Raw genomic sequence first — 18,477 nt, forward strand, 5'->3', positions numbered from 1 at the left:
GAACCATCAGCGATCAGCGCACAGGTGGTGCGTATTGAATGCCACCGTTGGTCCACAGAGCGTTCAGGCCACGATCGATTTCCAGAGGCGTGCTCTTGCCGAGGTTTTTCTCGAACACTTCGCCGTAGTTACCGACCTGCTTGACGATCTGTACGACCCAGTCCTTCTTCACTTTCAGGTCTTTGCCGTATTCGCCGTCAGCACCCAGCAGACGGGCAACGTCCGGGTTCTTGGTGGACTTGGCTTCAGCTTCGACGTTTTTGGAGGTGATACCGGCTTCTTCGGCGTTGAGCATGGCGTAGCCAACCCAGCGCACGATGGCCAGCCACTCGTCGTCGCCGTTACGCACGACAGGGCCCAGTGGTTCTTTGGAAATGGTTTCCGGCAGTACCACGTAGTCTTTCGGCGAAGCCAGCTTGCTGCGCTGTGCGTAGAGCTGGGACTTGTCGGAGGTCAGTACGTCGCAACGACCGGATTCCAGCGACTTGGCGCTTTCATCGGAGGTGTCGAACGTGATCGGGGTGTACTTCAGGTTGTTGGCGCGGAAGTAGTCGGAAACGTTCAGCTCAGTGGTGGTACCGGCCTGGATGCAGATGGTTGCACCGTCCAGTTCCTTGGCACTTTTCACGCCCAGCTTGTTGTTCACCAGGAAACCAACACCGTCGTAGTAGGTGATGAAGCCCGGGAATTTCAGGCCCATGCCGGCATCGCGGGAGCTGGTCATGGTGGTGTTGCGCGACAGGATGTCGACTTCGCCAGACTGAAGCGCGGTGAAACGCTCCTTGGCATTCAACTGGCTGAATTTGACCTTGGTTGCGTCGCCGAATACGGCAGCGGCAACAGCACGGCACACGTCAGCGTCGATCCCGAGGATCTTGCCGCTGGCGTCCGGCACCGAGAAGCCCGGCAGACCGTCGCTCACGCCACACTGCACAAAGCCTTTCTTCTGCACGGCATCCAGCGTGGCGCCAGCCTGGGCGAAACCACTGACACCCAGTACGGTAGCCGCGGTCACGATGGCCAGGGTGGATTTCAATACCTTCATTCAAACCTCCAGTTTTGCTCTTGTTGTGTCGGAGCTCGAACCCCACCGCACCCTTATGAGGCGACATCGACCCGTGTTGGCTTTTTTTGGGGTCAAACAGCATGAGGTTTTTGCTTTAAGTCCAGTTGCTATCCCACAGGCGCCAGTCACTGATAGTGTTACCGCCTGGGGTGAGCCTTGACATCGGGTTTCACATAGCAAGCCCCGTACCAGACTGATGGCTGAGTCGTTTCAGCCCATGGTCAAGAGCAAAAGATTCAACCTTGCGACATTCTCTTAACAGATCAACCCGTCGCGCACCGTTCCGACGCACTCAATCGGAGCGCACGCACATTTATGGAGCAGACATGACCGAACCCTTGATTCTTCAGCCCGCCAAGCCCGCAGACGCCTGCGTAATCTGGTTGCATGGCCTGGGTGCCGATCGCTACGACTTCCTGCCCGTGGCCGAAGCCCTGCAGGAAAAACTCCTGTCGACGCGCTTTGTCCTGCCCCAGGCGCCGACACGCCCGGTGACCATCAATGGCGGCTACGAGATGCCGAGCTGGTACGACATCAAGGCCATGAGCCCGGCGCGCTCCATCAGTGTTGAAGAGCTGGAAGCCTCGGCAAAAATGGTTACCGACCTGATCAAGGAACAAAAAAGCAGCGGGATAGACGCCTCGCGGATTTTCCTCGCCGGTTTTTCCCAGGGTGGCGCCGTGGTGTTCCACACCGCGTTCCTGAAATGGCAGGGCGCCTTGGGTGGCGTGATCGCCCTTTCCACCTACGCTCCCACTTTCGGTGACGAACTCGAATTGTCGGCGAGCCAGCAACGGATTCCGGCGCTGTGCCTGCACGGCGAATACGACGACGTGGTGCAGAACGCCATGGGTCGCAGCGCCTATGAGCATTTGAAGTCGCGCGGTGTCACCGTTGCATGGCAGGAATACCCAATGGGCCACGAAGTGTTACCCCAGGAGATACACGATATCGGTGACTGGTTGGCCGCCCGCCTGGGCTGAAAACCACCCATTGTGTAGCCGCATGACCAACGCACTACGCCGCGCCCGATTCTTGCATTACACTGGCCGGCGTACATTCCTTAACCAATTGATGAGATGACCGTGCTCAAAGCACTCAAGAAGATGTTCGGTAAAAGCGAGGCTGAGCAGCTCGCGCCAGGTTCCAGTGCCCCCGCCCACGTTCAAGGCAGCCGCAATGACGGCCAGCAGCCTGGCCGGACCGCACCTGTAGCCTCGCCAAAAAAAGAGCCGGTGACCACACCCGCCACGGTTAACGTCGCTGAAGAGCCAGCCGCCGACCAACCACGCCAGGAGCCACGCCAGGAGAAGCCGCGCCGTGAACGCGCGCCCAAACCTGTGGTTATTCCCTGGAAACTGGAAGACTTCGTTGTCGAACCCCAGGAAGGCAAAACCCGCTTTCATGATTTCAAGCTCGCCCCGGAACTGATGCACGCCATCCAGGACCTGGGTTTCCCGTACTGCACGCCGATCCAGGCGCAAGTGCTGGGCTTCACCCTCGCCGGCAAAGACGCCATCGGTCGCGCCCAGACCGGTACCGGCAAGACCGCTGCGTTCCTGATCTCGATCATTACGCAGTTGTTGCAGACCCCACCGCCAAAAGAGCGCTACATGGGTGAACCCCGCGCACTGATCATCGCCCCGACCCGGGAGCTGGTGGTACAGATCGCCAAGGACGCCGCCGACCTGACCAAGTACACCGGCCTCAACGTGATGACGTTTGTTGGCGGGATGGACTTCGACAAGCAGCTCAAGCATCTGGAAGCGCGCCACTGCGACATCCTGGTGGCCACCCCGGGGCGCTTGCTGGACTTCAACCAGCGCGGCGACGTGCACCTGGACATGGTCGAAGTGATGGTGCTGGACGAAGCCGACCGCATGCTCGACATGGGTTTCATCCCACAAGTGCGTCAGATCATTCGCCAGACCCCGCCGAAGAACGAGCGCCAGACCCTGCTGTTCTCCGCGACCTTCACCGAAGACGTGATGAACCTCGCCAAGCAGTGGACCACCGACCCGTCCATCGTCGAGATCGAGGCACTCAACGTCGCCAGCGAGAACGTCGAACAGCATATCTATGCCGTGGCCGGTGCCGACAAATACAAGCTGCTCTACAACCTGGTCAACGACAACGGTTGGGAGCGGGTCATGGTGTTTGCCAACCGCAAGGACGAAGTGCGCCGCATCGAAGAACGCCTGGTGCGTGATGGCGTGAATGCCGCGCAACTGTCCGGCGACGTGCCGCAGCACAAGCGCATCAAGACCCTGGAAGGTTTCCGCGAAGGCAAGATTCGCGTGCTGGTGGCCACCGACGTGGCCGGGCGCGGGATTCATATCGATGGCATCAGCCACGTGATCAACTTCACCCTGCCGGAAGTGCCGGACGACTACGTGCACCGGATTGGCCGTACCGGCCGTGCCGGTGCTGCGGGCGTGTCCATCAGCTTTGCCGGTGAAGACGATTCGTACCAGTTGCCGTCGATCGAAACCTTGCTGGGCCGCAAGATCAGTTGCGAAACGCCGCCGACGCATCTGTTGCGTCCGGTGGAGCGCAAGCGCCCTTAAGCTGGAAAGCCTCAGGCCGAATTCCATTCGGCCAGGATGGGTTGGCGAACACGCGAGGCCTCGTGCGAAAAGGCCTCATGGAAAGTGAAGCTGCTGCCCGACATATCGACAAGGCGATGGGCCTGAGGCTGGGGTTGCGGCTGCCCCAGTGGCTGCTGCAAGTTCTCTGCATCGCCCCCGATAGGCGCTGCCGGCTGGCGCTTTCTGATCCGACCGTCGACCGAGCGGTACAGATTGACCACGCGCAAGCCAAAACGCGTCACCCCCCAGGCTTGGCTTGGCAGCGTAATGTCATTGAAGAACTTGTAAGAAGCACCGGTCAGCAACTTGCCAGCGGCCTGCAATCCGGCCCTTGCTTGGGAACTCAATAGACTGAAGCTTCGGACCGCCGGGCTTGCGGCGACTTCAACCGCCCGGGAAGCGCCCGTCGCCGCTATGCCTGCGCCCCCTAAACTGGCCGCGACACCCACCGCTGAAAAGGTCAGCGATGCCCAGTTCAGGACGTTGATTTGACTGGAGCGATCCCAGCCCATCTGATTGTCGACCGCCTCAACGCTCAGTGCGGCAATCCCCAACGTCCCACCTACCGAGGCCGCGCCTGAGGCTACCAACAGCGCGCTCTTGCCGGCAATGGTCAGTGCCGCGGCTTGAGCGCCGATGGCAGCGAGCAAGCCCGCGGTTGCAAGCCCAGCGGTGACCACCGACATGCCCAGTGCAACACCGGTCAGTGCCCACCGGGCCCATGTTGGAAAACTGAAGAGGCCGCTGGGGTCCGACCAATTCACCGGGTCACCGCCACAATAGGCGTAGCTGTTGATCCCGCCCTCGTCAAAAGGACTGAGGGGATCAGGAGAGAGAAACACCATGAGTTCGGGATCATAGGCACGGCGCCCATTACCCAGGTGATAGAGGTTGACCGGTACGTCCAGCCGTTCGCCATTGTATGCGGGCAGTTGCAGATGGACCATCGAAGGAGGCGTGCCATCTGCCAAGGCGATCCTGGCGTCACCGTAGGGCGCGTACTGCCGGCGCACCTGCTCCATGCCCGGCGCCACCACACCGCGGACACTGCCAGCGCCGTCATTGACCAGTAGTTGCTCGCGATTACCGTGATCACGGTAGGCCAGCACCTGGTCGCCGTCGCGCACGTAATGCACCCGTTTACTGCCCTCCACCAGCGTGTCGAGCCGATCCCCGGCATAGGCCAGCATCACGGGGGCTTCGTTGCCTCGCGCAGCAAGCACCTGGCGTGCCTCGCCGTCGTATTGATAGCTGTACCTGAGGGCGTCGACCTGCACACCAGTGAGCTGGTCAAAACCGTTGTACGCAAAGCTGCGGCTGGAGGTGCCCTGCTGCAAATTACCGGAGGCGTCATAGCTCAGGGTCTGGTTTTGCACCGGGTTAGTGTGGGTTACGCGCGTCAGGCAAGCAGGATCTTGACCCTGGAAAAAACGCTCGCTACGGTCGCTACCGCCATCGGTAAATGTCGTCTGCACTTCGGTCATATTATCGAGACCGTCGTAACTGAAATGCTGCTGCTTGATCGCCCGACCCAATCGATCCATCGGGAATTGCGTGCCGTCGCACACATAGGATTTGAGCCGCGAATAACCATCGTAAGTGAACGTCTCGCCCGTGACCACGGCGTCATTCGCATCTTTCAACGTGCGAGTGGCCAGCAGGCCATCGTCGTAATAGGTGCTGACGATGTTCTGCAGTAGCGCACCGAACTGATCCAGCTTACGTTCTGACTCACGCCCCCATGCGTCATAGACCACCGAGTCGGTAAGACGCATGAATTGGTAACTGAGGGTTCGCGCCGATGGGCGCCCCAGGCTGTCGTAAGCCTGGATCGTGCCGATAAAACCGGTGGTTGTCTGTTGGAGGCGTCCGAACAGGTCATATTTCAGGTCACTGCGCTGCCCATCCGCCGAGGTATGCCGCAACAGCCGCCCACCCGGTGAGTAGCTGGTCAGGCTAGTCAATGCCTGACTGCCCAGCGTCTGAACTTCCTTGGCGAGATAGCCGTTCTCGTCGTAACTCATCTCATGCTTGAGCCCGGCTGTAAGGGATTGTCGCATCGCGCCACTGATGGGGTCGTACTCAAGGTCTATCGGCGCATGCCCTGCCATCTGGACGCCCGTCAGTGTTTCCAGCTCGAGGTCATACCGGTACTCCTGGCGGTCACCGCGCGGCGAAGTCACCGCCACTGGCGCAACCTGGTTGGGCTTGTACTCCCAGGTCGTGGCTGTTGCGTTGCCACGCGCTTGGGAAATGACGCGGCCCAGGCTGTCGTATTCACGCGTGCCAACCAGCTTGCTGTCTACGGTGAGGGTGCGCACCATTGGCTCGCTGGTGCCAAGCGCATACGTCGTCAACCGCTCACGGGGCGGCGTTCCGTCGGAGGGGGTTTCCAGGCTGCGCACCACACGATCAAAAATGTCATAGGCGTATTCAGTCTTGGTCTTCCTGGCATCGATGCGCTCCGTGCAGCGGCCCAGCCCGTCATAAGTACGGGTTTCCACCACGATGCGCGCACCGCCAACGCTCACCCGCTCAACCCGGGCCGGTTGATTGTGTTCGTTGAACCAGGTTTCCAGTTGCGCGTCACCTTGCACCCCCGTCACCCGGCGGTTGAGGAGCGGGTCATATTCATCGATCAATACCCGACCATCGGGTTGAGTTACCGTCCACGGGTTGCCCCAGATGTTATAGGCGTGGCTGGTTTTCAATGTACGCGGCCCATCACCCAGATAATCCAGACGGGTTTGCTTCACGAGCCGCCCGAGTGCGTCGTACGCCCAGGACCCCAGGAGCCTGTCATTGTCCGCGATGCCATCAAGCGATTGCGCAGCAGAGAGCTGGCGTCCCATGCCATCGAAATACGTGAAGAGCACGGTGCCTTGTGCGTCCGTGGTGACCAAATGGGCCATCTTGGCCCCGGCCGAAAAGTGATAGGCATAACGACGTCGGGCCATCTGGGGCTTGCCTGGCGCGGCGGTTTCCGATGTCAGCCGCCCACTGACATCGTACGTCATCGCCAGGCTGCCGACGGCATCACGTGTCATGTCGAGCAGACGCTGATTGGTCAGTGACCACGTGCGCGCGGACTCGAGCCATTGACCAGGCTCACGCCCCTTCAAGCTCCGGACTTCGGTGATCGAGTCGCCATTGAAGGTGCAGGTGAAATCGGAGACCAGAGAGAGTTTGTCGATCGTCGTCGTGGAGCTTTTCAAGCGACCATGCAGGGCGGGGTTGGCGGCCGCAGAATGATAGGTATAAGACGTATGGGTGCCCCCTTCAAGGTTGATGGCAAGCGGCATGACGAAGTAGCCGCCCCCCGTTATCGAGACGTCGGTGTGGGAATGTTCAGTGGTCCGAGCCGCAGTGGTCGATCTGGCCGGGAAAAGCTTTTCCAGCTTCAGGTAACGTTGAAAGAGTCCATGGGGGTCGGCAGGGCATCTTCGGGGCTCGCCGGTCACCGGGTAATAAGTGTATTCGGTGCGTACGCCGGAGGCCTCGGTGCGGCTTAGTTCGTTGCCGAAGTCGTCAGTGGTGATACTGATCACTTCCGCCCGTGGGGGTTTGCCACCCTGGGGATACAGCTCAAAGGTCTTGGTGATGCGGCTCGGAAGTTGGAGATTGGCGGGCTGATTTGGAAACTGGACGCCCCGAACTTCATTGTAGACAGTCTCGGTTTTGACCTGGCTGCCATTGGCTAGCATTAATTCCTCTGTCATCAGGTGAACACGATTATAAGTGGCGCGGGTAGACCGCAGGGGCTTGCCATTATTATCAACGTAAGTTTCTTCCGCCCAATAAGCGTACTCGCTATCCACCCGATACAAATTATCCTGGCCCTGGCGGAAGCCGCCATTCAGAGGATATCCCGTGAAGTTACGGTTGGGACTGTAGTTATAGGAGCGGACGACAGAGGGCTGCCCGCGTCCGGGGTTTTGCTCCCAGTGGGTGACGACCGGAATATACAAACGGGCATCGTATTGAAGCCCATTGGGGTTATACCGAATTATCTCCTGCCCCCCCATGGGTGTCATAACCTGCGAAATAGCCACCATTGCGTCAGGCAACCTGAGGTACTGAAACGAATAGGCCTCACTTGCGACTGGCCCGGCCAAGTCATAAGGAACCGTGACCCTGGTCAGTTGGTTGTCGATATGAGTATATTCAAATCGCGTACGGGCATAACGATTACCATCAATTAGTGTATCGGCGGTTACCAGCGATCCGGCGGAATACTTCAACATCAACAGGTCGGTTTCTTTATCGTCAACAATGCTCTGCAATACGTTATTACCGCCATACCGGAAGGTCAGCCGCTCGCCATTTTCGAACTGGATGGCACTGATCTTATAGGGACCGGGAATGCTGAGGGGACGCAGGATTTCGACAGTGCCATCCTTGTAAATTACGTGCAGCGTATTTTGCGCAACCCGTTTTATGGTGAGGTCCTTCAACTTATGGTCGGTAATAACAGCATTGTCCCCTACGGAGGGCAGCCCTTGGGTTAGATATTGTTCACCGTTGAGTAGCGTAAGCTTGAAGCTGTTCGGGTCAAATTCGGTATTCGACAAGCTCCAGCCTTTACCGTAGCCACTGTTGCGGGTATCCATCATCGAGAACGCCAAGGCAATCTCTCGACTGACCTCTAACGGCCCTTTTGGGCTCAAGACTGCCAAACGAATCAGACACCCATACTGCCCGGTACGCAGGTCAACCGAACCGCCGAGGTGGGCGCTGAAATTAAACGCGTTCGAATAGATGTCCATAGGCCCGCCGCTTCACACTCAGAGAGGGGATGAAATGCCTGGAACGTCAGGGTTTTGAAGTGGCGCGCAGCACCATCACATTGTAATTGTCGGTCTCGGTCAGGTAATAGTGATGCGAGCAGCCGTAACTATCGACCATTGTCCAAATACTGGCCCCTTGTTGATCGGTGTTGGGGTTATTCAACCAGGCCTTGACTCGCGCAGCACGCATGATTGTATTGCGTTTGTTCGCAGGAATTAGTTCATTTCCCCCTGAAGATTTTTTCAGCAGGCTATTCATTGTGATGTTTCCAACAGTATTACCCCGTATGACACCGCCGATCTGTCTAATACCGTGCCCAATGTCCCGAGTGTAGTAAATATCAAAGTGATCCCCCTGAACAGATGGATCTTTTAATTTTACGGGATCAGTCGGAGGTATATTCTCGACAAATCTCAACCCAAGGGGTGGCGTCCAATAATAAATATCCACATCCACACCCTGCACTGAAAAGGCGTCGGTATCAGCCCAATGATCGAGCCGCTCAGCAGACAATGTATAGGGTTCTTTACACTTAACAGTGACAGATGATTGATAATTAACATTATCTCTCTCCATATTAGTTGTATATATTTTACGTCCCACCGTAATTTTTGCCATAAACTTCTGATTACCAGTTGATCTCAGATCACACCTCAGGTATCGCTTCTCATTTTCGAGCGGACCAATACCGGGCATCGGCTGAATAACAGGGTTAGAAGGGGCTGTCGCCATGCTGGGTTCCTCAAGCGCCCCCGACCACCGACCCATGTTAAATTCGTTCCTTTTTGTATCACAATACCATCCGGCCGGAATTGTCGCTTCTGGGTTTGTGGAATACTCAACCACCGTGGCACTTTCAAGCTCCGTCGCCTCAAAGGCTGCCAGCTCCCATATACCTTCAGCGTTTCTCCTCTCCTTTTGGACAATTATATTGACTTGACATTGCTGTTTGCCACCCAGATACACTTCACTATCAACTACATTGCCACCATCGCGAGGAAATTCAATATCAAACGTTTTTAAACGAACATTCGGATCTTCCGCTTTCATTTCCTTCTCCTTATCCAACATAGAGAACAGTTATCATCAACGCCACATCTTGTACCGGCCTGATGCAAGTAAGCGCTTTATAGAAGGGACCGCCTACTGTTAGAAATAACAGTTTTTCCGGAATTTTCAGGTCAAAAGGAAATAGCGATTTCCTGCTTTATCGCCAGGCTGAATATAAATGTGAAAGTGGGCTTGTGGGGGAGCAAGCAAGCCTGCACATTTGGTTTCAGCATTTTCAAATCCAGGAGGAACACATGAACCAGGCCGACTACCTCATCATCGGCGGTGGCATCGCCGGCGCATCCGCCGGCTACTGGCTGTCACACCATGCGCGCGTCATCGTGCTGGAACGCGAGTCGATGCCGGGTTACCACTCCACCGGCCGTTCCGCCGCCCTGTACATCGCCGCCTATGGCACGCCCCAGGTCCGCGCGCTGACGCTGGGCAGTCGCGCCTTCTTCGATCAGCCGCCCGCAGGCTTTGCCGAACACCCCTTGCTCACCCCACGGGGCGAATTGCTGGTGGACTTGATTGGCGACCCCGGTGAGTTGCAGCGCCAGTACCTGAGTGCCAAAGCCCTTGTGCCAGAAACGCGACTGCTCGACGTCGAGGAGTCGATGGCCATGATGCCGATCCTGCGCCGGGAAAAAGTCCATGGCGGGATCTACGACCCGACCGTGTGTGACATCGATACCGATGCGCTCTATCAAGGTTACCTGCGCGGCATTCGGCGCAATGGCGGAGAAATCCACACCGACAGTGAGGTGCAGAAACTGACCCGTGACGCTCAAGGACTCTGGCAGGTGCGCACGGCCCAACAGCACTTCAGCGCCCCGGTGATCATCAACGCCGCCGGTGCCTGGGCCGATCACATCGGCGAGTTGGCCGGCGCTCAGAAAATCGGCCTGCAACCCAAACGTCGCAGCGCGTTCGTCTTCTCTCCACCCGCCGAGCTGAACATCCACGCATGGCCGGAGCTGGCGGCCCTCGACGGTTCGTTCTATATGAAACCCGACGCCGGCATGTTCCTCGGCTCACCGGCCAATGCCGACCCGGTGGAGCCCCACGATGTGCAACCGGAAGAGCTGGACATCGCCACGGGCATCTATCACATCGAGGAAGCCACCACCCTGAGTATCCGCCGGCCTGCGCGGACCTGGGCCGGGCTGCGCAGTTTCGTCAGCGATGGTGATCTGGTCTGCGGGTTCGATCCACAAGTGGAGGGATTGTTCTGGATTGCGGCTCAGGGCGGCTACGGGATCCAGACGTCTCCGGCGATGGGCCAGGCCAGTGCGGCGCTGGTGCGCGGCAAGCCGTTGCCGGATGCATTGGCGGCGTTCGGGTTGACCGAAGCGATGCTGTCGCCCCACCGGCTGCACACCTCGACCTGACCTGTGTGGCGGGGGAGCTTGCTGTGGGGAGGGAGCTCCCTCCCCACAGCAAGCCCCTCGCCACACGTTATTTCCAGCGGTCAGCGGCTGCGTGATCGCTGTCGCGCCCTTCCACCCAGCGTGGCCCTTCGCTGGTATTTTCCTTCTTCCAGAACGGAGCGCGCGTCTTCAGGTAGTCCATCACAAAGGCGCAGGCATCGAACGCGGCCTGACGATGGGCACTGGCCGCCGCAACAAACACGATCGGCTCACCCGGCTCCAGGGCGCCAATGCGATGCAACACTTCCAGCTTGAGCAGCGGCCAGCGTTGCTCGGCCTCCACGGCGATTTTGCCGAGGGCCTTTTCAGTCATGCCCGGGTAGTGTTCGAGGAACATCCCCGCCACATCCAGGCCATCATTGAAGTCGCGCACATAGCCGACAAAACTCACCACCGCGCCTACGCCCACATTGGCCGCATGCATCGCATTGACCTCGGCGCCGGGATCAAACGCCTCGGCCTGCACCCGAATCGCCATGGTCAGCCTCCGGTCACGGGCGGGAAGAATGCCACTTCGTCGCCAGCCTGCAGCGGCTCATCAAGGTCGCACAATTCCTGGTTACGAGCGCACATCAGGCTGGCCTCATTGAGCACTGCGAATTCCGGGTCACCGGCCAATGCCTGGCGTACAGCGTCGACCGACGCGAAATCGCCTTCCATCTCCAGGGAGTCCAGGCCAATCGCCTCGCTGTAGCGCGCAAAAAACAGTACGTTGATGCTCATGCCTGGTCCGCCTTGAAATGCCCGCTCTTGCCGCCGAATTTCTCCAGCAGCCGAATGGTTTCGATGGTCATGCCACGGTCCACTGCCTTGCACATGTCGTAGATCGTCAGGGCGGCAACACTGGCCGCGGTCAGCGCTTCCATCTCCACGCCGGTCTGCCCGGAGAGTTTGCAGCGGGCGACGATGCGCACCGCGTCCAGGCCATCGGCACTGAGCTCGACCTTGACCCCGGTGAGCATCAACGGGTGGCACAGGGGAATGAGATCACTGGTTTTTTTTGCGGCCTGGATCCCGGCGATACGGGCCACGGCAAACACGTCGCCCTTGGGGTGGGCGCCGTCGACAATCATTTTCAGGGTCTCGGGCAACATGCGCACCCGCGCTTCGGCCACGGCTTCACGGAACGTCACGGCTTTTTCAGTGACGTCGACCATGTGGGCGCGACCTTGGGAATCGAGATGAGTCAGCACAGGGATACTCCTGATCAGGAGCCCCGATTGTAAACCCAACGCCGATCAAATGTGGGAGCTGGCTTTTGTGGGAGTCGGGCTTGCCCGCGATGCAGGCACCTCGGTATGTCAGTTACACCGAGGTGATGCTATCGCAGGCAAGCCAGCTCCCACATTGACCGTGGTTACAGGTGAGATTCGGCGTATTCGGCCAGAATCGAGCGAGGGACGCCTTGCAGCGCAATGTGCACGCCGTTCGGGAAGTCCTTGAAGCGTTCCGTCAGGTAAGTCAGCCCGGAGCTGGTCGCGGACAGGTAAGGGGTGTCGATCTGTGCCAGGTTGCCCAGGCACACCACTTTGGAACCGGCGCCGGCACGGGTGATGATGGTTTTCATCTGGTGCGGCGTGAGGTTCTGGCATTCATCGATCAAAATCAGGCTCTGCTGGAAGCTGCGACCTCGAATGTAGTTGAGGGATTTGAACTGCAACGGCACTTTGCTGAGGATGTAATCGACGCTGCCATGGGTGTTTTCGTCATCCATGTGCAAGGCTTCGAGGTTGTCGGTGATCGCCCCCAGCCACGGCTCCATTTTTTCCGCTTCGGTGCCGGGCAGGAAACCGATTTCCTGGTCCAGGCCCTGCACGCTGCGGGTGGCGATGATGCGGCGATAGCGTTTGGTAACCATGGTCTGTTCGATGGCGGCGGCCAGGGCGAGGATGGTTTTCCCCGAACCTGCGGCGCCGGTCAGGTTGACCAGGTGGATGTCCGGATCAAGCAAGGCATACAGCGCCAGGCTCTGGTAGATATCACGCGGTTTCAGGCCCCAGGCTTCCTGGTGCAACAGGGGTTCCTGATGCAGGTCGAGGATCAGCAGCTTGTCGACCTGGATCTCTTTGATCCAGCCCACAAAACCCTGTTCGTCGATGATGAATTCGTTGATGTGCACAGCCGGCAGGTTGTCGATCAGCTGTACCTGGTGCCAGGTGCGGCCATGGTCCTGACGGGTTTCGACCTTGCTGACGCGATCCCAGAACGAGCCGGTCATGGTGTGATAACCACGAGACAGCATCGACACGTCGTCAACCAGTTGGTCGGTACTGTAGTCCTCGGCAGCGATCCCACATGCTCGTGCCTTGAGGCGCATATTGATGTCTTTGGTCACCAGCACCAGGCGCAGGTCCTTGTCGCGTGCGTGCAGGTCGATCAATTGGTTGATGATTTTGTTGTCGTTCAGATTTTCCGGCAGCAGGCTGTTGGGCTCGCTGCGCTTGCTCATCAGAATCGACAGCAAGCCCTTGGGCCCGCTTTTGCCACGCTGGATCGGTACGCCCACCTCGACGTCGTCGGGGGAGGCTTCGCCGAGGGTCTTGTCGATCAGGCGGATGGCCTGGCGGCATTCGGCGGCAACGCTGTGGTGCCCGCTTTTGAGTTTGTCGAGCTCCTCAAGCACGATCATCGGGATGGCGACGTGGTGTTCTTCGAAGTTGAGCAGTGCGTTTGGATCGTGAATCAGTACATTGGTATCAAGCACATAAAGGATTGGCTGGTCGGAAGAAGGGTTACGTCCATGATCATCCATACTCGGTCACCTTTGTGGGAGCCAGTCGACGCAATACCGCGACAGTGCTGCGCCTCGATTCGACCGTCGAACGCACTTGAGGGGCGTCAAGTGCGGTGCACACAAGAGGTGTCTTGGAAGACGCCACCTGTGTTGCAGGTTTCGGCTGTCTGTCTTCGTAATACCGCAAAACACATGACAGGAAAAAGCACTTTGACGCTTTTTTGAAGTTTATTTTTCAGGATGACGAATAGCACTAGGCGCGCCGGCATTGCACCGTTAAAGTCGGAAGTCCGCCTGTGTCGAAATACCTCCCAAATTCCCCCCTGAAAAACCTCAGCCCCAACAGGGCCGGGCTTTTCGTGCTTTTTCAGCGAAACGCTTCGCGGCAATCCTGCCAGCCGAGTCCACTTTCTGCCGTGGCGTGTAAAAGCCAGGGTAAAGCGATGCGCGCCTTGTCCTGGGTGTCGTGGAAGACGATCACCCCGCGCCGCCACAACAGCATCAGTGTGAGCACGCGGTTCGCCGACTCATCAGCCTTGAGCTTGCCGGGTTCGTCTTCCGAGTCGATGTCCCACAAGGCCACTTGCAGCCCTTGTGACTGGAAAAATCCCTGGCTGTCGGACCGGCGCTGACCGTACGGCGGGCGGAACAGCGGCAGGTAGTTTTCCGGCATCAGGTTTTGCGCCAGGGAGGCGCTGCGGGTGATGGACGACTGCCAGTCGACCCAGTGGCTATGGGAGCGGTACTGCCAGCCCTGGATGCCGACGCACTGGCCCTGGTACAGCGCCTGCACATCGGTGGCCGAACTTTTCTCGACGCGGGTTTGCAGGCTGTTGCCCAGCACGAAGAAGAGGCTGTGCATTTTCTGTTTGCGCAGGTAGTCGGCGAGCCAGTCGGTATTGCCGCTGACCGGGGACGGTCCGCTGTCGAAGGTCAGCAGGAACATCCGGTCGTTGAGTTCGTCGCCGTTGCGTTCGTGATCACCGAAGCGCGCGATTTCGCTGCTGATCTGGGGGAACAGGGCGGCCTTGCGCAACTGTTCATCCAGGTAGCGCTCGTGGAATGCGCGGCTGGGGCCGGCCCAGCCTATATAGAAGGAGTTGTCGCTGACTTCGAATTTGGCGGCTTGTTCGCGCAGGTCGTCCATGTTTTCCACCAGGTAGCAGAAGGAGGCGTCCTGTTCGCAGCTCTGTTGGGCGAAGGTGTAGTTTTCCAGTAGCCGTTGCCAGAGTTGGCGGCGCAGGTCGTCGATCGAGGCCTGGTTGATGATCTTCAGGCCCAGGCGCTGCTTGAGGGCGGGTTCGTCGAGGGATTCGCTGGCGAGCAGGGTGTGGGCGAACATCAGGATTTCTGCACGTGAGGCGACGTCGAACAGGGCGGGGCTGCTGAGGCGTTCGGGCCAGGTGCCGCGGTCCAGGGTCGCGACATCCACGGGGGCGGCTTGGGCGCCCAGGCAGATGAGCCAGGCTGACAGTAAAAGCGCAATTCGCACGAAGGGTCTCCCTTTCCAGAGTCGTCGGGCACTATAGCCGATCGTGTGGGGGCGCTATTGGGTTGGTGTGTATATGCGTTATTTGAGTGATGGCTTGTATCGGTTCCGCTCTTACAGCGGCTCACTTTTGAACGCTTTTGCAAAGTGACTCGCTGTAAGAGCGAAACCATAAGCCGCCGTAACCGCAGAAACGGATATGCCCCCCAACGACCGCACAGCTATCTATCACCATCATAGGTGGAGTCAAACCGCCCTACCCCCTAGAATCCCCCCACGATTAAAGGAGACGACTTCATGCTGACGGTGATTTCCCCCGCCAAAACCCTCGATTTCGAGTCAAAGCCGGTCACCCCGCGCTTCACCCAGCCGCAATACCTCGACCACTCCCAGGAGCTGATCGAACAACTGCGCGAACTCAGCCCGGCGCAAATCAGCGAACTGATGCACGTCTCCGACAAAATCGGCGGCCTCAACGCCGCACGCTTCGGCGGCTGGACCCCCGCCTTCACCCCCGCCAACGCCAAACAAGCCCTGCTGGCATTCAAGGGCGACGTCTACACCGGCCTCAACGCCGAAACCCTCAAGGACGCCGACTTCACCTACGCCCAGGACCACCTGCGCATGCTCTCCGGCCTGTACGGCCTGCTGCGGCCGCTGGACCTGATGATGCCGTACCGCCTCGAAATGGGCACCAAACTGCCCAACGCCCGTGGCAAGGACCTGTACGCTTTCTGGGGCACCCGCATCAGCGAGTGGCTCAACGAAGCCCTGGCCGAACAAGGCGATGACGTGCTGCTCAACCTCGCGTCCAACGAGTACTTCTCGGCAGTCAAACGCCCGGCATTGAATGCGCGAATCATCAACACCGAGTTCAAGGACCTGAAAAACGGCCAGTACAAGATCATCAGCTTCTACGCCAAGAAGGCCCGGGGCATGATGAGCCGCTTTGTGATTGAAGAACGCATCAACGACCCGGCCAGGCTCAAGGAGTTTGACGTGCAGGGTTATCGCTTCAATGCGGAGCAGTCGAAGCCGGATAACCTGGTGTTCCTGCGGGATCACGCACCGGAATAACTCAGTCTTTCTGAAACCGGAACCCCGTGGCGAGGGAGCTTGCTCCCGCTGGGCTGCGCAGCGGCCCCAAAAAAGCCAGGGCCGCTTCGCGCCCCAGCGGGAGCAAGCTCCCTCGCCACAACAATTCCCTCGAATAAACCCTTCTTCAGCTCGAATAATCGTCATTTATTTGGCGTCAAAAATAATTCTTCAGATTCCCTAACATTTATTTCACTCGACATTCGTCAATTTTTTTCGTAGTGGCACCACTTTTTTAAAACAGTAGTGGCACAAAACTATTTACCCCTCGCAACTCCCCGCAACTACTGGCCTAAATAGCAAGTGCTATCAGAATAGTACTAGTGCCATCTTTCCTAATATTTCAAGAAATTTCAGGAAACAGGATGAGTGGACAGGAACTATGTCCTAAAGCACCGCTCATACCACCGGTAACGATTATCTCTGAAGATGTAAGAGATGACTTACGTGGCGACCAACGGAAGTAGCAAAGTTGTCATATAACTTTGACTCAATGGTCAAATCATCAACTGATTAGTTGAAGGCGGACGCAAAGGTTTCACTACTTTCTCCGACAAGGCCAAGGCTGAGCTCACCTGTATGGGTCAGTGAGACAACCCAAGCCGTTGATATATAAGGGCTAAAAGCCCCTGTCAACGCCTTGCGGCACTGGCGCCAGGCCCTTCCCCAGGAAGGCTGGCTGCATTTCAGGGCAAGCCCCAACAATAAGGCCAAGTTGCGCACAACTTGAGTGAATTAGTTAGTCACTCGACTTTTAGTATGCCTGCACTGGATATACCGACGTTTATTCGTCGCACTTCCCAGTGCCTGGGTGACGCTTCAAAACATGAACTCCGGCCATCTAGTGGCACGATTAACAATGAGGTAAATGCGATGCGCATCAGCATATTTGGTTTGGGTTACGTCGGCGCGGTATGTGCCGGTTGCCTGTCTGCACGGGGCCATGAGGTCGTTGGCGTAGACATCTCCAAGGAAAAGATCGACCTGATCAACGCGGGTAAATCCCCCATCGTTGAACCGGGTCTGGGCGAGCTGTTAAGCCAGGGCGTTCAAACCGGCCGACTGCGCGGCACCACCAATTTCGCCGAGGCAATCCGTGATACCGACCTGTCGATGATTTGCGTCGGCACGCCGAGCAAGAAGAACGGCGACCTGGAACTCAACTACATCGAATCGGTGTGCCGCGAGATCGGTTTTGTCCTGCGTGACAAGACCTCCCGTCACACCATCGTGGTCCGCAGCACCGTGCTGCCAGGTACCGTGGCCAATGTGGTGATTCCGATTCTCGAAGACTGCTCGGGCAAGAAAGCCGGCGTCGACTTCGGCGTCGCCGTAAACCCTGAGTTCCTGCGTGAAAGCACCGCCATCGCCGACTACGACCTGCCGCCGATGACCGTCATCGGTGAATTCGACACCGCTTCCGGCGATGTCCTGCAGTCGCTGTACGAAGAACTCGACGCGCCGATCATCCGCAAGGACATCGCCGTCGCCGAGATGATCAAGTACACCTGCAACGTCTGGCATGCGACCAAAGTGACCTTCGCCAACGAGATCGGCAACATCGCCAAGGCGGTAGGTGTCGACGGTCGCGAAGTGATGGAAGTGGTCTGCCAGGACAAGACCCTCAACCTGTCCCAGTACTACATGCGCCCAGGCTTTGCCTTCGGCGGTTCCTGCCTGCCCAAGGACGTGCGCGCCCTGACGTACCGCGCCGGCTCCCTCGACGTGGATGCGCCGCTGCTCAACTCGCTGATGCGCAGCAACGAGTCCCAGGTGCAAAACGCTTTCGACATCGTTTCCAGCCACGACAAACGCAAAGTCGCCCTGCTGGGCCTGAGCTTCAAGGCCGGCACCGATGACCTGCGCGAAAGCCCGCTGGTGGAACTGGCAGAGATGCTGATCGGCAAGGGTTTCGACCTGAGCATCTACGACAGCAACGTCGAATACGCTCGCGTGCACGGCGCCAACAAGGACTACATCGAAGGCAAGATCCCTCACGTGTCGTCCCTGCTCAACTCGGACTTCGACGAAGTGATCAACAACTCCGACGTGATCATCCTGGGCAACCGCGATGAGAAGTTCCGTGCCCTGGCGCACAACGCACCCCACGGCAAGCAAGTGGTCGACCTGGTGGGCTTCATGTCCAAGGCCACCAGCGTGAGCGGCCGTACCGAAGGCATTTGCTGGTAACAGCAACGGCAAGTTTCAAGCGGCAAGCGTCCTGATCCCCGGCGCTT

13 protein-coding genes are annotated in these 18,477 nt (G+C 58.2%); 5 read left to right on the top strand and 8 right to left on the bottom strand.

All coding sequences use genetic code 11. The features are described 5' to 3' along the window. Positions 1 to 13 precede the first annotated feature (13 nt). Positions 14 to 1,045 (bottom strand): amino acid ABC transporter substrate-binding protein, encoded by a 1,032-nt coding sequence (locus QF039_RS23130; RefSeq protein ID WP_003216321.1) that lies wholly within the window; start codon positions 1,043 to 1,045, stop codon positions 14 to 16. Positions 1,046 to 1,392: 347 nt separating this feature from the next. Between QF039_RS23130 and QF039_RS23135 the strand changes: the two genes are divergently transcribed. After that, positions 1,393 to 2,049 (top strand): alpha/beta hydrolase, encoded by a 657-nt coding sequence (locus tag QF039_RS23135; RefSeq protein ID WP_177036201.1) that lies wholly within the window; start codon positions 1,393 to 1,395, stop codon positions 2,047 to 2,049. A gap of 96 nt (positions 2,050 to 2,145) precedes the next feature. Continuing rightward, the gene (gene rhlB / locus QF039_RS23140; protein WP_023659203.1) at positions 2,146 to 3,633 is read left to right on the top strand and encodes an ATP-dependent RNA helicase RhlB; all 1,488 of its coding nucleotides are present in this window, start codon (positions 2,146 to 2,148) and stop codon (positions 3,631 to 3,633) included. Positions 3,634 to 3,644: 11 nt separating this feature from the next. Here the strand turns inward: rhlB and QF039_RS23145 are convergent, their stop codons facing one another. Together QF039_RS23145 and QF039_RS23150 are read right to left on the bottom strand one after the other, a co-directional pair. Next, positions 3,645 to 8,420 (bottom strand): RHS repeat domain-containing protein, encoded by a 4,776-nt coding sequence (locus QF039_RS23145; RefSeq protein WP_307520915.1) that lies wholly within the window; start codon positions 8,418 to 8,420, stop codon positions 3,645 to 3,647. A 46-nt stretch (positions 8,421 to 8,466) separates the two neighbouring features. Continuing rightward, positions 8,467 to 9,492 carry a hypothetical protein gene (locus QF039_RS23150; RefSeq protein WP_307520917.1) on the bottom strand — a complete coding sequence of 342 codons (1,026 nt, stop codon included), beginning with the start codon at positions 9,490 to 9,492 and terminating at the stop codon, positions 8,467 to 8,469. 254 nt (positions 9,493 to 9,746) lie between these two features. On the opposite strand from QF039_RS23150, the gene QF039_RS23155 reads away from it, so the two are divergent. After that, positions 9,747 to 10,883, top strand: coding sequence for an FAD-binding oxidoreductase (locus QF039_RS23155; RefSeq protein ID WP_307520919.1), 1,137 nt, complete (start codon positions 9,747 to 9,749; stop codon positions 10,881 to 10,883). Positions 10,884 to 10,950: 67 nt separating this feature from the next. Here QF039_RS23155 and moaE read toward each other — a convergent pair whose 3' ends face one another. From moaE to QF039_RS23180, 5 genes are all read right to left on the bottom strand, one after another. Beyond that, positions 10,951 to 11,400, bottom strand: a complete 450-nt coding sequence (gene moaE / locus QF039_RS23160; RefSeq protein WP_087692831.1) for a molybdopterin synthase catalytic subunit MoaE — start codon at positions 11,398 to 11,400, stop codon at positions 10,951 to 10,953. Positions 11,401 to 11,402: 2 nt separating this feature from the next. Then, positions 11,403 to 11,645, bottom strand: coding sequence for a molybdopterin converting factor subunit 1 (moaD, locus tag QF039_RS23165; RefSeq protein ID WP_177066657.1), 243 nt, complete (start codon positions 11,643 to 11,645; stop codon positions 11,403 to 11,405). After that, complete coding sequence (gene moaC, locus QF039_RS23170) at positions 11,642 to 12,115, bottom strand: cyclic pyranopterin monophosphate synthase MoaC (protein WP_307520922.1); 474 nt, start codon at positions 12,113 to 12,115, stop codon at positions 11,642 to 11,644. Before moaC ends, moaD begins: the two co-directional genes overlap by 4 nt. Positions 12,116 to 12,279: 164 nt before the next feature. Further along, the gene (locus QF039_RS23175; protein WP_010170407.1) at positions 12,280 to 13,674 is read right to left on the bottom strand and encodes a PhoH family protein; all 1,395 of its coding nucleotides are present in this window, start codon (positions 13,672 to 13,674) and stop codon (positions 12,280 to 12,282) included. A gap of 349 nt (positions 13,675 to 14,023) precedes the next feature. After that, positions 14,024 to 15,148 carry a polysaccharide deacetylase family protein gene (locus tag QF039_RS23180; RefSeq protein WP_003216300.1) on the bottom strand — a complete coding sequence of 375 codons (1,125 nt, stop codon included), beginning with the start codon at positions 15,146 to 15,148 and terminating at the stop codon, positions 14,024 to 14,026. Between the two features lie 294 nt (positions 15,149 to 15,442). Here QF039_RS23180 and yaaA point away from each other — a divergent pair, with 294 nt between their 5' ends. Continuing rightward, positions 15,443 to 16,222 (top strand): peroxide stress protein YaaA, encoded by a 780-nt coding sequence (gene yaaA / locus QF039_RS23185; protein WP_307520926.1) that lies wholly within the window; start codon positions 15,443 to 15,445, stop codon positions 16,220 to 16,222. Between the two features lie 891 nt (positions 16,223 to 17,113). Beyond that, complete coding sequence (locus QF039_RS23190; protein WP_003216295.1) at positions 17,114 to 18,430, top strand: nucleotide sugar dehydrogenase; 1,317 nt, start codon at positions 17,114 to 17,116, stop codon at positions 18,428 to 18,430. The last annotated feature ends 47 nt before the right edge of the window (positions 18,431 to 18,477 follow it).

This window comes from Pseudomonas sp. W2I6 (genome assembly GCF_030815935.1).
Taxonomy (GTDB): Bacteria; Pseudomonadota; Gammaproteobacteria; order Pseudomonadales; family Pseudomonadaceae; genus Aquipseudomonas.

Excerpts from the sequence above, each read along its gene's own strand:
- QF039_RS23150 (WP_307520917.1), bottom strand. The coding sequence starts at position 9,492 with ATGAAAGCGGAAGATCCGAATGTTCGTTTAAAAACGTTTGATATTGAA.
- rhlB (WP_023659203.1), top strand. The coding sequence starts at position 2,146 with ATGACCGTGCTCAAAGCACTCAAGAAGATGTTCGGTAAAAGCGAGGCT.
- moaE (WP_087692831.1), bottom strand. The coding sequence starts at position 11,400 with ATGGCGATTCGGGTGCAGGCCGAGGCGTTTGATCCCGGCGCCGAGGTC.
- QF039_RS23135 (WP_177036201.1), top strand. The coding sequence starts at position 1,393 with ATGACCGAACCCTTGATTCTTCAGCCCGCCAAGCCCGCAGACGCCTGC.
- yaaA (WP_307520926.1), top strand. The coding sequence starts at position 15,443 with ATGCTGACGGTGATTTCCCCCGCCAAAACCCTCGATTTCGAGTCAAAG.
- QF039_RS23130 (WP_003216321.1), bottom strand. The coding sequence starts at position 1,045 with ATGAAGGTATTGAAATCCACCCTGGCCATCGTGACCGCGGCTACCGTA.
- QF039_RS23190 (WP_003216295.1), top strand. The coding sequence starts at position 17,114 with ATGCGCATCAGCATATTTGGTTTGGGTTACGTCGGCGCGGTATGTGCC.
- moaD (WP_177066657.1), bottom strand. The coding sequence starts at position 11,645 with ATGAGCATCAACGTACTGTTTTTTGCGCGCTACAGCGAGGCGATTGGC.
- QF039_RS23145 (WP_307520915.1), bottom strand. The coding sequence starts at position 8,420 with ATGGACATCTATTCGAACGCGTTTAATTTCAGCGCCCACCTCGGCGGT.
- QF039_RS23155 (WP_307520919.1), top strand. The coding sequence starts at position 9,747 with ATGAACCAGGCCGACTACCTCATCATCGGCGGTGGCATCGCCGGCGCA.
- QF039_RS23175 (WP_010170407.1), bottom strand. The coding sequence starts at position 13,674 with ATGGATGATCATGGACGTAACCCTTCTTCCGACCAGCCAATCCTTTAT.